Source organism: Pseudoxanthomonas sp. Soil82 (assembly GCF_040446535.1).
Taxonomy (GTDB): Bacteria; Pseudomonadota; Gammaproteobacteria; order Xanthomonadales; family Xanthomonadaceae; genus Pseudoxanthomonas; species Pseudoxanthomonas kaohsiungensis.
This window is the reverse complement of record NZ_JBEAAK010000003.1, coordinates 402629-415711: the sequence shown is the minus strand read 5'-3', so window position 1 is coordinate 415711 and position 13083 is coordinate 402629. Positions and strand designations below refer to the sequence as shown.

General features: G+C 69.7%; 15 protein-coding genes. 8 read left to right on the top strand and 7 right to left on the bottom strand.

Annotated features, from left to right (window positions below):
* Positions 1–123 precede the first annotated feature (123 nt).
* From ABKA19_RS10870 to ABKA19_RS10840, 7 genes are read right to left on the bottom strand one after another with little or no spacing between them, the layout of a single operon-like run.
* Entirely contained in the window at positions 124–846 is a 723-nt protein-coding gene (locus tag ABKA19_RS10870; protein ID WP_353688908.1) for a YggN family protein, read from the bottom strand.
* A gap of 11 nt (positions 847–857) precedes the next feature.
* A complete protein-coding gene (locus ABKA19_RS10865; protein WP_353688907.1) occupies positions 858–1526 on the bottom strand; it encodes a YggN family protein in 669 nt (222 codons plus the stop codon).
* A 20-nt stretch (positions 1527–1546) separates the two neighbouring features.
* A complete protein-coding gene (locus tag ABKA19_RS10860; protein ID WP_353688906.1) occupies positions 1547–2377 on the bottom strand; it encodes a DUF4097 family beta strand repeat-containing protein in 831 nt (276 codons plus the stop codon).
* 35 nt (positions 2378–2412) lie between these two features.
* On the bottom strand, positions 2413–3417 hold the full coding sequence (locus ABKA19_RS10855; RefSeq protein WP_353688905.1) for an ABC transporter permease: 1005 nt from the start codon (positions 3415–3417) through the stop codon (positions 2413–2415).
* The gene (locus ABKA19_RS10850) at positions 3414–4322 is read right to left on the bottom strand and encodes an ABC transporter ATP-binding protein (RefSeq protein ID WP_162377473.1); all 909 of its coding nucleotides are present in this window, start codon (positions 4320–4322) and stop codon (positions 3414–3416) included. Before ABKA19_RS10850 ends, ABKA19_RS10855 begins: the two co-directional genes overlap by 4 nt.
* The gene (locus ABKA19_RS10845; protein WP_162377472.1) at positions 4322–4684 is read right to left on the bottom strand and encodes a GntR family transcriptional regulator; all 363 of its coding nucleotides are present in this window, start codon (positions 4682–4684) and stop codon (positions 4322–4324) included. Before ABKA19_RS10845 ends, ABKA19_RS10850 begins: the two co-directional genes overlap by 1 nt.
* A gap of 2 nt (positions 4685–4686) precedes the next feature.
* Positions 4687–4935, bottom strand: coding sequence for a hypothetical protein (locus ABKA19_RS10840; protein WP_162377369.1), 249 nt, complete (start codon positions 4933–4935; stop codon positions 4687–4689).
* A gap of 144 nt (positions 4936–5079) precedes the next feature.
* Between ABKA19_RS10840 and ABKA19_RS10835 the strand changes: the two genes are divergently transcribed.
* The 8 genes from ABKA19_RS10835 to ABKA19_RS10800 all read left to right on the top strand — a co-directional run bounded on the left by ABKA19_RS10835 (position 5080) and on the right by ABKA19_RS10800 (position 13083).
* Positions 5080–5622 (top strand): glutathione peroxidase, encoded by a 543-nt coding sequence (locus tag ABKA19_RS10835; protein WP_353688904.1) that lies wholly within the window; start codon positions 5080–5082, stop codon positions 5620–5622.
* An 88-nt stretch (positions 5623–5710) separates the two neighbouring features.
* On the top strand, positions 5711–6643 hold the full coding sequence (locus ABKA19_RS10830) for an FKBP-type peptidyl-prolyl cis-trans isomerase (RefSeq protein WP_353688903.1): 933 nt from the start codon (positions 5711–5713) through the stop codon (positions 6641–6643).
* Between the two features lie 24 nt (positions 6644–6667).
* Complete coding sequence (locus ABKA19_RS10825; RefSeq protein ID WP_353688902.1) at positions 6668–8035, top strand: UDP-glucose dehydrogenase family protein; 1368 nt, start codon at positions 6668–6670, stop codon at positions 8033–8035.
* On the top strand, positions 8032–8283 hold the full coding sequence (locus ABKA19_RS10820; RefSeq protein ID WP_162377468.1) for a SlyX family protein: 252 nt from the start codon (positions 8032–8034) through the stop codon (positions 8281–8283). Before ABKA19_RS10825 ends, ABKA19_RS10820 begins: the two co-directional genes overlap by 4 nt.
* A 60-nt stretch (positions 8284–8343) precedes the next feature.
* Positions 8344–8997, top strand: coding sequence for a DUF2058 family protein (locus tag ABKA19_RS10815; RefSeq protein WP_353688901.1), 654 nt, complete (start codon positions 8344–8346; stop codon positions 8995–8997).
* Positions 8998–9091: 94 nt separating this feature from the next.
* The gene (gene dapB / locus ABKA19_RS10810) at positions 9092–9820 is read left to right on the top strand and encodes a 4-hydroxy-tetrahydrodipicolinate reductase (RefSeq protein ID WP_353688900.1); all 729 of its coding nucleotides are present in this window, start codon (positions 9092–9094) and stop codon (positions 9818–9820) included.
* A gap of 185 nt (positions 9821–10005) precedes the next feature.
* Positions 10006–11124, top strand: coding sequence for a glutamine-hydrolyzing carbamoyl-phosphate synthase small subunit (gene carA, locus ABKA19_RS10805; RefSeq protein WP_353688899.1), 1119 nt, complete (start codon positions 10006–10008; stop codon positions 11122–11124).
* A 51-nt stretch (positions 11125–11175) separates the two neighbouring features.
* Entirely contained in the window at positions 11176–13083 is a 1908-nt protein-coding gene (locus tag ABKA19_RS10800) for a S9 family peptidase (RefSeq protein ID WP_353688898.1), read from the top strand.

Below are 13083 nucleotides of genomic sequence, written 5' to 3'. Positions count from 1 at the left end.
GGGAACCACGCGAGGACCCGAAGACCCCGGACTTTCAGCCCAAGGTTCCCCGCCAGCCCTGTCATGGCCGGACCCCACCGGCGGCGCGCACGTGGCGTGTCCGGCCGGAGGAAGGCGGAGCGATCAGTCCTGCGGGCGGGCGGCTGCCGCGTCGGCCTCCGCGGCGGCATCGGTGGCGTGCCCGGCGTCGGTGTCGCGTCCGGCGTGCGCGCTTGCGTTCGCGCCGGAATTGTCGACGTCGCGGCTGCCGTCATGGCGGCAGTCGTCGATGTCGGTCTGGTCCATGGTCGCGTAGGGCTGGAACGCGGGCAGGGCTGCGGCGAGCGCATGCTGCGAGGCCAGCAGCGGCGGCAGGGCGTCGCAGATCTTCATGGCGTCGGCCTCGATCTGCTTGCCGCGCGCCTCCATCTCCTTGCTGAACTCCTCGCTGTTGCCGTTGAACACGCTCTTGAGCGCGCCGGTGGCCGCTTCCAGGCCCAGGTCCGCGCCCTGCATGCCGACCGCGATGCCGGCCTGCGCGACGGCGATCAGGTTGGCGCGATGGGCCAGCAGCAGCTTGCGTTGCGCCTCGTCCACCGCCACCGGCTTGCCGCCGACGATGAAGTCGCCCTGCGGGCTGATCTCGGCCTTGGGCTCGCCGGATTCCTCGCCCACGCGGATGTTCTCGCTGGCCAGCTCGCGGCTGGCCTCGGCCATGGCCTCCTGGATCTTGCGGCCCAGGGCGGTGTTGGCCGGCGCGGCGGTGCCGGCCTGGCCGCCCGCATCGGTGCGGGGCGCCGGGTCGTTGTTGCCGCAGGCGGCCAGCGGCAGCAGGGCGAACAGGGTCAGGGCATGGAGCTTGCGCATGGTCGGTTCCTTCAGTTCAGTGCGAATTCCCGGCGGACGTCGGTCTCGCAGTCCTTGACGTCGTCCGCCTCCAGGGTGGCGTAGGGCCGGAACTGCGGCAGGCTCTGTGCCAGAAGCTGTTGCGAGGCGTGCAGCGCCGGCAGGCTCTGGCAGATCTGGACGACACCCGGCTCGATCGACGCCTTGATGGTCTTTTCCAGGTTGCGCTCGAGGCTGCCGGTCATGGCGCTGAGCATCAGGCTGAAGATCCCGCGGTCGACCGCGTCGATGGCCATCTGCGCGCTGCGTTCGCCGATGTCGATGCCGGCCAGGGCGATGTCCAGCACCTGGCGGCGGTAGGCGAGCAGCGCCTGGCGCTGGCGCGCATCGATGGCCACGGCCTTGCCGTCGACCAGGAAGTCGCCGCGCGGGGTGATTTCCGCGCGGGGCAGCGAAGCGTCGGCATGGGCGCGCTTGCCGGACTTGCCGAAATGGAGGCCGTCGCCCAGCTCCAGGTTGCCGGTTTCCAGTTCGGCGCGGGCGGCGGCCAGCTCGCTGCGGACTTCCTTGCGCGCCTCGGCCAGCTCGGCGCTGATCTCGCGGCTGATTTCGCTTTCGCTGGCGTCGGCGGCATGCGCGCCCAGCGGCAGCACGGTGGCCAGCAGCAGGGGCAGGAGGAGGCGGCGTGGATGGAGGTTCATGATGGCTCTCCGTCAGGGTTTCAGTCGCGGCGCGGCAGGTCGACCGCGCCGGTGATGTCGCTGTGGTCGACGCCGCCGCTGCCGATCGAGCCGACCGACAGGCTGGCGGCGCCGCGCACGTTCGCGCCGCCCGAGCCCACCGAGCCGATCCGGACCGCGCCGCCGACCTTGTTCAACTCGGCGTCGCCGGATCCGATCGAGCCGACGCGGACGTCGCCGCGCGCGCCGTCCAGCTCGAAGTCGCCGGAACCAATACTGCCGACCTCCACCGCGCCGCCGATGGCGCGGGCCTTGATGTCGCCCGAGCCGATCGACAGGGCATTGAGCGAGCCGGCGCCATCGACCTCGATGTCGCCGGAACCGACCTTGGCGGTCACAGCCCCGCGGATGTTGCGCAGTACGGCGTCGCCGGAACCGACGTCGGCGCTGGCCGCGGCCGCGCCCTCGATCGAGCCGTCGCCCGAGCCGACCACCAGTTGCACCAGCACGTCGGCCGGCACGGTGCCCGACAGCTCCATCCAGGCGTAGTTCTCGCCGAACAGGCTCGACAGCCCGGGGTCCTTCTCGCGGCGCAGGCGTACCACCAGGGTGTCGCCCTTGCGCTCCTGGGTCACGGTCAGGTCCGCCAGCCACTGCGGCTTGCTGGCGCAGGCCCGTCCCTGCACGGCGTGGCTCGGGCCGCCGGTGGCGCGCAGGTCGATGTCGAACTGGTTGGTCTCGACCCGGATCTTCTTCATCCCGGCCACGTCCAGCTGCAGCTGGCGCGGCGCGGTGTGGGTGCAGTTGTCGCCAGCCAGGGCCAGGGACGGGGCGAGCAGCAGCGGCAGCAGCAGGGTCAGGACGGGACGCATCGCGATACCTCGGCAAGTTCGGGACGGCGGGAAGTTCAGCCTTCGTCGCGCCAGCGGCGCAGGCGGATGGCGGCGGCGATGAAGGCGACGCCGACCACCGCGCCGATCCACAGGTCCGCCGTGGCGAAGACATGCCAGCTGCGGGTCAGGTCGATCGCGCCGGCCAGGTCGTCGGGCGTGCCGATGTGCGCCGACTCGCCGACCACGCCGCCCACCACCGGGTACCAGCCGCCGGGGATCACGCTCAGCAGGCCGCGGTAGACCACCGTGTACCAGACCTTGTCGTGGGCGATGTCCACGCCCGGCAGGATCGTCATCATGCTGATCACCACGCAGGCCAGCACCGGCACCAGCACCGCCCACAGGAATGGCTTGGAGCGCGCCCAGGCCGAGCAGAACATCAGCCAGCCCACGGTCGGCAGCGCCCAGACCATGTACACCGGCAGCGAGGCCAGCACGCCGCCGATGATGCGCATCGGATGCGACTGGGTGAACACCGCGTGCGCGGCGGGCACGCCGTTGACGGTGATGGTCAGCGCCGAGATCACCCACAGCGCCACGCCGATCAGCAGGCCCACGCCGATCGCCCACAGCGGCGCCAGCACCAGCGCCCAGGCGGCCTTGGACAGGACCATCTGCGAATCCGACACCGGCAGCGACTTCCAGAACAGCACGCTGCGGTCGCGGCGGTCGTCGTACAGGGAGCCCAGCGCGTAGAAGAACACCACGAAGGCGAGCACCACGCAGGCCAGCGCCACGCCGCCGAGCAGCATGCCGTCGCCCATCGCGCCGAGCGCCTGGCCGATCTGGTGGGCGTCGGTGTCGTCGTCGAACACGAAGCCGCTGCTGCCCATGCTGCGGCGCGCGGCGATGCTGCCGATCACCGCCAGGATCAGGTTCAGGCCGACGATAATCGCGCCGGTGATCAGCGGCGCCCAGAAGAAACCGCCACGGTTTTCCCAGTATTCGCGCTGCAGCAGCCACTTGAACTTGGCCGTGCCGTGGGCGGGGGAGGCGGACGATGCGGTCAGGGCGTTCATGCGTAGGTCCCCTTCATGATGGCGACGAACAGGTCGGCGAGGCCGGGGTTGCGGGTCTCGCCCAGGGTCGACAGCTGCGCCCTCGGCACGCCGTCGTAGAGCAGCACGGTCTTGCCGAAGGGCAGGGCGCGCTCGTCGATGGGCCTGAGCGCACGCGCCGCTTCCAGCGCGTCGCTGCCCACCAGCACCTCGGTGTAGCGTTCGGCCACGTCCTCCATCGGCGAGGACAGCACCATCCGGCCATCGCGGATGAACAGCACGTCGGTGAGGATGTGTTCGATCTCCTCGACCTGGTGGGTGGTGACCAGGATGGTCTTGTTTTCGTCGAAGTAGTCTTCCAGCAGGCGCTGGTAGAACTGCTTGCGGTAGAGGATGTCCAGGCCCAGGGTCGGCTCGTCGAGCACCAGCAGGCGGGCGTCGATGGCCATGACCAGCGCCAGGTGCAGCTGCACGATCATGCCCTTGGACATCTCGCGCACCCGCAGCTTGGGGTGCAGCTGGGTGTTGGCGAGGAAGCGCTCGCACTTGGCCCGGTCGAACCGCGGATGCACGCCGGCGACGAAGTCGATCGCCTCGCGAACCCGGATCCAGCGCGGCAGCACCGCCACGTCGGCGATGAAGCAGACGTCGTTCATCAGCTCGTCGCGCTGGGTCCGCGGGTCCTTGCCCAGTACGCTCAGCTGGCCCTCGAACGGGGTCAGCCCGAGGATCGCCTTCAGTGCGGTGGTCTTGCCGGCGCCGTTGGGGCCGATCAGGCCGACGATGCGGCCGGCGCCGATCTCGAAGTCGGCGCCGGAGACGGCCACCTTGTTCTTGTAGGCCTTGCGCAGGCCGCGGGCGGTGACGACCGCGCCGGTGGCGGTGCTGGCGCCGGGGTCGGCGATGTGGGAATCGGCAGCGTTCATCAGTGGTTCCCCTGGGGGTTGAGCAGGTCTTGGAGGGACAGGCCCAGGCGCTGGATGCGCTCGGCCACGGCCGGCCATTCGTCCTTCAGGAAGCGCTCGCGTTCGCTGCTGCGCAGCTGCCGGGACGCCTCTTCGGTAACGAACATGCCCAGGCCGCGCCGCTTCTCGACCAGGCCCTCGTCGGCCAGCTCCTGGTAGGCGCGGGAGACGGTGATCGGGTTGAGCTGGTACTCGGCGGCCACCTGGCGGACCGAGGGCAGGGCCTCGCCCGGTTTCAGGATCCCGTCGAGCATCATGGCGATCACGCGGTCCTTCAGTTGGCGGTAGATGGGAGCGCCGTCGCTCCACTGGATGTCACTCATGGTCAACCCCGTGAGCGCAGCGACTGCGCAAAGGAGAAATAGGGCATGGTCGACGAGGCCCGCAGCCTGCGCGCCGGCCGCTCCGCGGCCGCGTCCAGGCCGGCGTCGCCGCGTTCCGCGGCGGCCTCGGCAAGTCCATAATCACCACGGCGTCCATCGTGGTCGGGCAGCCACCGGGTCGCTCCCACGACCGCGACGGTCACGGCCACGGCCATGAACCAGGAGCGGTAGGCGGACAGGGTGCTTTTCATGCGGGTGTCCTGCGTTGGGTGACTGGTGTTGTATTCAACTATAACACCTAAACACAGGGTGTCAACCCTCCACCCACCCAACCAATGGCCTATCCACGGGTATTTCTTCGTAAGGAGCCGTTCGTGACATTCAAGTCATTGTTTATGAAAGGGTTTCTTGTGCTCGCGACCGTGCCGGCGGTAGCCGCGGCGCCGGCCCTGCTGGACCTGGAGTACCGTCCGCTGGCGGGCAAGACCGCGGTGAACCTGAACGAGCAGCAGGGCGGCAAGGTCCTGCTGGTGGTCAACACCGCGAGCAAGTGCGGGTACACCCCCCAGTACGAAGGGCTGGAAGCGCTGCAACAGCGCTACGGCGCCCGCGGTTTCGCCGTGCTCGGTTTCCCGTCCAACGACTTCCGCGGACAGGAACCCGGCAGCGAGGAGCAGATCCAGGAGTTCTGCACGCTCACCTATGGGGTGAAGTTCCCGATGTACGAGAAGGTGCACGTCACCGGGCCGGAGACCACCGAGCTCTACCGGCGCCTGCAGGCGGCCACCGGCGTGGCGCCGGGGTGGAACTTCCACAAGTACCTGGTCTCGCGCGACGGACGCGTGGTCGGCAACTGGCCCAGCAAGGTCAAGCCGGACGATCCGGCATTGGTCGCGGCGATCGAGCGCGAGCTGAAGGCTCCGGCGCCGAAGCGCTGATGCATCAACCCAGGTCGCCGGCGCGTGCGACAATGCGCGTCCGCCGGCATGGCCGGGCGGAACGAACCACCCTTCAGGGAACCAACGAATGAACAACCGCATGCGCGGCGCCCTGGCGTCGCTGGTGATGGGAGCGAGCATGATGGCAGGAGCCGCCGTGGCACAGGACAAGACGACGCTGGCCACCGACAAGGAGAAGGTGAGCTACGCGATCGGCCTCGACGTCGCCCGCTCGTTCCAGCCCATCGCCCAGGACGTCGATTTCGGCGCGATGCAACGCGCGCTCGAGAACGCGCTGGCCGGCGGCAAGCCGCTGCAGTCCGAGGAGCAGGCGCAGGCCACCAGCACCGCGCTGCAGACCGCCGTCGCCGTGCGCTCGGGCCAGCGGGTGCCGGGCGTGCCGCCGGGCGGCGAGCCGCCGGCACCGTCGAAGGAACAGGTTGGCCTGCTGGTCGGCGACCGCATGGTCGGCCCCTCGCTGCTGCCGCTGAAGGACGAGATTGACGTCGCCGTGCTGATGCAGGCCGTGCGCACCAGCCTGGGCAAGAGTGGTGCGCCGCTGATGACCGAGCAGGAGGCGATGTCGACCCTGCAGGCGTTCATGGCGCGCCAGCAGGGCGCCGCGGGCGAGAAGAACCGCAGCGAAGGCGCCGCGTTCCTGGCCGCCAACCGCTCGCAGAAGGGCGTGCTGACCACGCCGTCGGGGCTGCAGTACATGGTCCTGCGCGAGGGCAGCGGCGCCCGTCCGCTGGCCAGCGACACCGTGCGCGTCAACTACGAAGGCAAGCTGCTGGACGGCACCGTGTTCGACAGCTCCTATGAGCGCGGCGAGCCGGTCGAGTTCCCGCTCAACCGCGTGATCGCCGGCTGGACCGAGGGCGTGGCGCTGATGCCGGTCGGCGCCAAGTACCGTTTCTGGATTCCGTCCGACCTGGCCTACGGCCCCGGCGGCAGCCCGCCGCGGATCGGCCCCAACGAGACGCTGACCTTCGACGTCGAGCTGCTCGGCATCGTCCCGTAAGGGGCCCGCGGCGGGAGCACGCACGTGCGCGTTTCGATTTTCGGTACCGGTTACGTCGGCCTGGTCACGGGAGCGTGCCTGGCCGAGGTCGGCCATGACGTGGTCTGCGTCGACGTGGACGCAGCCAAGATCGAAGGGCTGAGGAACGGCCAGGTGCCGATCTACGAGCCGGGGCTGGAACCGATGGTCCGGGCCAGCCACGCCGCCGGCCGCCTGCATTTCACCACCGACGCGGCCGCCGCGATCGGCCATGGCGAGATCGTGTTCATTGCGGTGGGCACGCCGCCGGACGAAGACGGCAGCGCCGACCTGCAGTACGTGCTGGCGGTAGCCCGGACCATCGGCCGGCACATCGACCGGCCGCTGGTCGTGGTGGACAAGTCGACCGTGCCGGTAGGCACCGCCGACCGCGTGCGCGGGGCGATCGCGGCCGAACTGGAGGCGCGTGGCGTCGAGGTGGCATTCGACGTGGTGTCCAACCCCGAGTTCCTGAAAGAGGGGGATGCGGTCGCCGACTGCATGCGCCCGGACCGCATCGTCATCGGCGCCGACAATCCCGCCGCGGTTGCGCGGATGCGGCGCCTGTACGCCGCCTTCAGCCGCAACCACGACCGTTTCGTGGTGATGGACGTGCGTTCGGCCGAGCTGACCAAGTACGCCGCCAATGCGATGCTGGCGACCAAGATCAGTTTCATGAACGAGATCGCCAACATCGCCGAGCGCGTCGGCGCCGACATCGAGGCCGTGCGCCAGGGGATCGGCTCCGATCCGCGGATCGGCCGGCATTTCATCTATGCCGGCGCCGGTTACGGCGGGTCGTGCTTCCCCAAGGACGTGCAGGCGCTTGCGCGCACTGCCCGCCAGAACGGTTACGCGGCCGAACTGCTCGAAGCGGTGGAGTCGGTCAACTTCCGGCAGAAGGGCCGCCTGTTCGAGCTGGTCCAGCAGCACTACGACCGTGGCGAGGACGAAGGCGTGCGCGGCAAGGTCTTCGCGGTGTGGGGGCTGGCGTTCAAACCCAACACCGACGACATGCGCGAGGCGTCCAGCCGCCGCCTGCTGGAGCAGCTCTGGGAGGCCGGCGCGAGCGTTCGCGCCTACGACCCCGAGGCGACCGCCGAGGCGCGGCGGATCTTCGGCGAGCGCGACGACCTGGTGCTGTGCACGTCGGCCGCATCGGCGCTCGAAGGGGCCGACGCCTTGGCCGTGGTGACCGAGTGGAAGGAATTCCGCAGCCCGGATTTCTCCCGCCTGCACGCGGCGCTGGGCGACGCGGTGGTGTTCGACGGGCGCAACCTGTACGAGCCGGAGGAGGTGGAGGCCGCCGGCCTGGCCTACTACGGCATCGGGCGCGGCCGTTCGGTACGGACGGCAACCAGGAGCGTGGCATGAGTCCGGCGCAGGAACAGATCCCCGGCCTGGGGCCGGCCAGCGGCCTGGAGCAGCGCCTGGTCGAGCTGGAAACCCGGCTGGCCTTCCAGGAGCACGCCCTGGCCGAGCTGGGCGACGCACTGGCCGAGGCGCGGCTGGAGCGTGCCCGCAGCGACGAGCTGCTGCAGGCGGTCCTGGCCGACCTGCGCGGGCTGCGTGGCGCGCTGTACGCCGACGCCGGCAGCGAACCGCCGCCGCCCCACTACTGACAGCCCATCTACCTGGCTTGCGGCCTTCGCGCCGCTGGCCGACAGCTCCGACGATCGACGATGACCGACAGCCTGCGCGACCAGTTGCTCACCCTCGGCTTCAAGCCCGCGCCTGCGCCCGAGCGCAAGCCCGGCGGCAAGCCGCCGCATGCGCGACCGGGGCAGGGCGGCAGGCCGGGGCAGGCCAAGTCCGCGGCGGGGCAGGGCAAGCCTGGCGGCACCCGCGGCGAGAGGCGGGACGGCGCCGCGGCGCGCGGCCCGCGCAAACCCGGCGCCCACGGCGGTTCGGCGGAGATGGACCTGGGCAAGGCCTTCGCGTTGCGTGCGCAGAAGGAAAAGCAGGAACGGATCGAGGCCGAGCAGCGCAGGCAGGAGGAGGCACGCCAGCGGCGCGAAGCCCGCGCCAGGCTGGAAGCGCTGCTGCAGGACAAGGGCCTGAACGATCCGGCCGCCGAGATCGCACGCCATTTCGAGTACGGCGGCAAGATCAAGCGCATCTACGTCAACGAGGCGCAGCTGAAGGCGCTCAACGCCGGCGAGCTGGGCGTGGTCCAGCTCAATGGCCGCTACCTGCTGGTCGAGGCGGCGGTGCTGGCCGAGGCGGAGGCCGTCTTCCCCGCCGCGCTGGCGTTGAAGGTCGACCCCTCCGCACCTGCCGGCGACGATCCGTACGCCGATCCGCGCTACCAGGTGCCGGACGACCTGGTCTGGTAACCCTGCGGCTGCGGCCGCCGCGTCGGCGATTCCGCGTGGATCGCCCGCGTCCGACTTGCCGCGCGGGCGCGCGGCCGGCTAGCCTCGTCGGACTATGAATACCAAGCCTCTACGGGTTCTCATCCACGGCGCGTCCGGGCGCATGGGCCAGGCGCTGCTCCGGCTGGCGGCCGGAGCGCCGGAAACCTGGCAGGTGGTGGCCGCGGTGACGGGGCGGGCGCCGGCGCAGCGGGTAGTCGACGGGGTCCCGTTCTTCGCCGGGGGCGAGCTGGCCGGCGTGCCGGAGTTCGACGTGGCGGTCGATTTCAGCCTGCCCGAGGGCTTCGATCCGGTGCTGGCGCTGTGCGTGGCGCGCCGGCGGGCACTGGTGTCGGGGACGACCGGCCTGGCGGCCAATCAACGCGCGGCGCTGGAATCGGCGGCCGCGACGATTCCGGTGTTGTGGGCGTCCAACTTCAGCGTCGGGGTCGCCGTGCTCGACGAGCTGGTGGAGCGCGCGGCGCGTGCACTGCCGGGCTGGGACTGCGACATCGTCGAATCGCACCACGTCCACAAGAAGGATGCGCCGTCCGGCACCGCACTCACCCTGGGCGAATCGGCCGGGCGCGGCGGGGCGCAGGCGCGCTATGCCAGCCTGCGCGCCGGCGACATCGTCGGCGAACACGTGGTCCAGTTCGCCGGGCAGGGCGAGCGCATCGAACTGGTCCATCGCGCCACCAGCCGCGACATCTTCGCCCGTGGCGCGTTGCAGGCCGCGATCCGCCTGGCCGGGCGCGATCCGGGCCTGCATACGATGCGCGGACTGCTGTTCGGCCTGGACTGAACGCATCCGGCTGTCGTATTCAGCGACGCCGCGGCGGCGTTTCCTTTTGCGGCCTTCGCCGGTACAATTCTCGCTCGCCTGTTACCCCCGCCCCGGACCGGAGAGAAACCGAGTCCGCGGTTTCTTGCAGCCCGGCTCCGACGCGCCCGGCCGCGACAGGGCTCCCCCACACCAAGGCGAACGACGTGACCCAACCCGCAATCCTCGTCCTCGAAGACGGCACCGTGTTCGAGGGCGAATCCGTAGGCGCCAGCGGCCTGTCGGTCGGCGAAGTGGTGTTCAACACCGCCATGACCGGTTACCAGGAGATCGTCACCGATCCCTCCTACGCCCGCCAGCTGGTCACCCTCACGTATCCCCACATTGGCAACACCGGTTGCACCGACCAGGACGACGAGGCCGCCAAGGTCTGGTCGGCCGGCCTGATCGTGCGCGACGTGCCGCGCCGTCCGAGCAGCTGGCGCAGCCAGGCCTCGCTGCAGGACTGGCTGGCGGCGCGCGGCGTGGTCGCCATCGCCGGCATCGATACCCGCAAGCTGACCCGGATCCTGCGCGAGCGCGGTGCCCAGAACGGCGCGCTGATGGCCGGCACGATCGACGTCGAGCAGGCGCTCGAGGCGGCGCGCAAGTTCCCCGGCCTGAAGGGCATGGACCTGGCCAAGGTGGTCAGCACCACCGAGCGTTACGGATGGAGCGACGGCCAGCTCGACCTGGACCGCAACCAGTTCGTGCGCGCCGAGCCGAAGTTCAAGGTCGTGGCCTACGACTTCGGGGTCAAGACCAACATCCTGCGCATGCTCGCCGAGCGCGGCTGCGAAGTCACCGTGGTGCCGGCGCAGACGCCCGCCGCGGAGGTGCTGGCGATGTCGCCGCACGGGGTGTTCATGTCCAACGGGCCGGGCGACCCCGAGCCGTGCGACTACGCGATCGCCGCGATCCGCGAGTTCACGGCAAAGAAGGTGCCGCTGTTCGGCATCTGCCTCGGCCACCAGCTGCTGGCGCTGGCCGCCGGCGCGAAGACGCTGAAGATGGGCCATGGCCACCATGGCGCCAACCATCCGGTGATCGACCTCGACACCGGGCGGGTGATGATCACCTCGCAGAACCACGGCTTCGCGGTCGACGAGTCGACCCTGCCGGGCAACGTGCGCGTCACCCACCGCTCGCTGTTCGACGGCACCAACCAGGGCATCGAGCTGACCGACGCCCCGGCCTTCAGCTTCCAGGGGCACCCGGAAGCCTCGCCCGGCCCGCACGACGTGGCGCCGCTGTTCGACCGTTTCGTGGCGTCGATGGCGGCTTGAGCCCGCCTTCGCGCCGTCTTGCTGGAATCCACACGCGACAGGAGTAAGGGAATGCGACTGCTGAAAGGGATGCTGCTGGTGGTGATGCTGGTGCTGGGCTTCGACGCCGCGGCGCGCGAAGTGCCGATCGCGGATTTCTTCAAGGATCCGGAGTTCACCGCGATCAGCCTTTCGCCGGATGGCAAGCACATGGCGGTGACGGTGCCGCAGGAAGACCGGACCGTGCTGGCCGTTCTGCGGGTCGCGGACAAGGGCGTCGTCGGCAAGTGGGACTTCGGCCCCGACCGCCATTTCCGCGAGGTCTACTGGGTCAACAACGAACGCCTGCTGTTCAACGTCAGCTTCAAGACCGGCCGTTTCGACTTCGAGACGTCCAAGGGCGACATGTACGCGTCGAACATCGACGGTACCCAGCGCATCGACATTCCCAATGGCGCCTACTACAACATCGTCAGCCTGACGCCCGAAGACCCGCGCACCATCCTGGTGGAGCGGTCGGTGGAGACGTCCTACCTGTCCAAGCTCGACGTCTACAACGGCCGCCTGGTGACCGTGGCGACCGCACCCGTGGAGCAGGGACGCTTCCTCGTCGACCACGAGCGCAACCCGCGCTACGTGTGGGGCGAGATGAACGACGGCACCAACGTCACCTATCGCCGCGACGGCGACAAGTGGACCCAGGTGCACCGCAGCGAACGCAACGGCGCGACCTACCGTCCGCTGGGTTTCGCCGGCGACAACCGCCACGTCTACATGGCCAAGGGCATCGAGGGCAAGCCCGAGGCGATCGTGCTGCTCGACAGCGAGACGCGGGAGGAGCGGCAGCTTTCCAACAATGGCACGGTCAGCCCGTCCGGCCTGGTCTGGAGCAGCGACCGCAAGACCCTGCTCGGGGTGCGGTACGAGGACGGCATCCCCTACTGGGACTGGGTCGCGGGCGACCATCCCGAGACCCTGGCCTATGCCGGCCTGGTCAAGGCCTTCCCCGGCAAGGCGGTGAGCTTCCTGCGTCCTTCCGACGATGGCCGCTACCTCGCCTTGCGCGCCTACTCGGACCGCATGCCGTCGGAGGCCTACCTGTTCGACCGCACCAGCGGAAAGGCCGAATTCCTCGCCGGCAGCATGGAGTGGATCAAGCCCGCTGAAATGTCCGAAATGAAGCCGATCAGCTTCAAGGCGCGCGACGGCCTGCCGCTGCACGGCTACATCACCATCCCCGCCGGCAGCAACGGCAAGAACCTGCCGCTGATCATCAACCCGCACGGCGGCCCGCACGGTCCGCGCGACGAATGGGGCTTCAACCCGGAGGTCCAGCTGCTGGCCAACCGCGGCTACGCCGTGCTGCAGGTCAACTACCGCGGCTCGGGCGGCTACGGCAACGCCTTCGAGGGCCTGGGCTACCGCAAGTGGGGCACGGTCATGCAGGACGACCTCACCGACGCGGTGAAGTGGGCCGTCGCCCAGGGCATCGCCGACCCGAAGCGGGTCTGCATCTACGGCGCGTCCTACGGCGGCTACGCGGCGCTGATGAGCGCGGTGCGCGAGCCGGACCTGTACCGCTGCACGGTGGGCTACGTCGGCGTCTACGACCTGGATGCCCAGCGCAGCTCGGACATCGGCGACCACGAAGCCGGCCGCAACTACCTGAAGGACGTGTATCCGCCGACCAAGGCCGAGCGGGTCGCCCAGTCGCCGGCCTATGGCGTGGACAGGCTGAAGATCCCGGTGATGCTCGTCCACGGTGCCAAGGACGTGCGCGTGCCGATCAAGAACATGAACTTCCTGATCGACCAGATGGAGAAGGTCGGCAAGCAGCCGGAGGTGGTGGTGGTCGAGCCGAAGGAGGCGCACGGCTTCCGCGACCTGCAGAACAACGTGAACCTCTACACGAAGATGCTGGCCTTCTTCGACAAGTACATCGGCCCCGGCGCGAAGACCGCCGCGGCCGGCAGCCCCTGA

Excerpts from the sequence above, each read along its gene's own strand:
- ABKA19_RS10870 (WP_353688908.1), bottom strand. The coding sequence starts at position 846 with ATGCGCAAGCTCCATGCCCTGACCCTGTTCGCCCTGCTGCCGCTGGCC.
- ABKA19_RS10865 (WP_353688907.1), bottom strand. The coding sequence starts at position 1,526 with ATGAACCTCCATCCACGCCGCCTCCTCCTGCCCCTGCTGCTGGCCACC.
- ABKA19_RS10860 (WP_353688906.1), bottom strand. The coding sequence starts at position 2,377 with ATGCGTCCCGTCCTGACCCTGCTGCTGCCGCTGCTGCTCGCCCCGTCC.
- ABKA19_RS10855 (WP_353688905.1), bottom strand. The coding sequence starts at position 3,417 with ATGAACGCCCTGACCGCATCGTCCGCCTCCCCCGCCCACGGCACGGCC.
- ABKA19_RS10850 (WP_162377473.1), bottom strand. The coding sequence starts at position 4,322 with ATGAACGCTGCCGATTCCCACATCGCCGACCCCGGCGCCAGCACCGCC.
- ABKA19_RS10845 (WP_162377472.1), bottom strand. The coding sequence starts at position 4,684 with ATGAGTGACATCCAGTGGAGCGACGGCGCTCCCATCTACCGCCAACTG.
- ABKA19_RS10840 (WP_162377369.1), bottom strand. The coding sequence starts at position 4,935 with ATGAAAAGCACCCTGTCCGCCTACCGCTCCTGGTTCATGGCCGTGGCC.
- ABKA19_RS10835 (WP_353688904.1), top strand. The coding sequence starts at position 5,080 with ATGAAAGGGTTTCTTGTGCTCGCGACCGTGCCGGCGGTAGCCGCGGCG.
- ABKA19_RS10830 (WP_353688903.1), top strand. The coding sequence starts at position 5,711 with ATGAACAACCGCATGCGCGGCGCCCTGGCGTCGCTGGTGATGGGAGCG.
- ABKA19_RS10820 (WP_162377468.1), top strand. The coding sequence starts at position 8,032 with ATGAGTCCGGCGCAGGAACAGATCCCCGGCCTGGGGCCGGCCAGCGGC.
- ABKA19_RS10815 (WP_353688901.1), top strand. The coding sequence starts at position 8,344 with ATGACCGACAGCCTGCGCGACCAGTTGCTCACCCTCGGCTTCAAGCCC.
- dapB (WP_353688900.1), top strand. The coding sequence starts at position 9,092 with ATGAATACCAAGCCTCTACGGGTTCTCATCCACGGCGCGTCCGGGCGC.
- ABKA19_RS10800 (WP_353688898.1), top strand. The coding sequence starts at position 11,176 with ATGCGACTGCTGAAAGGGATGCTGCTGGTGGTGATGCTGGTGCTGGGC.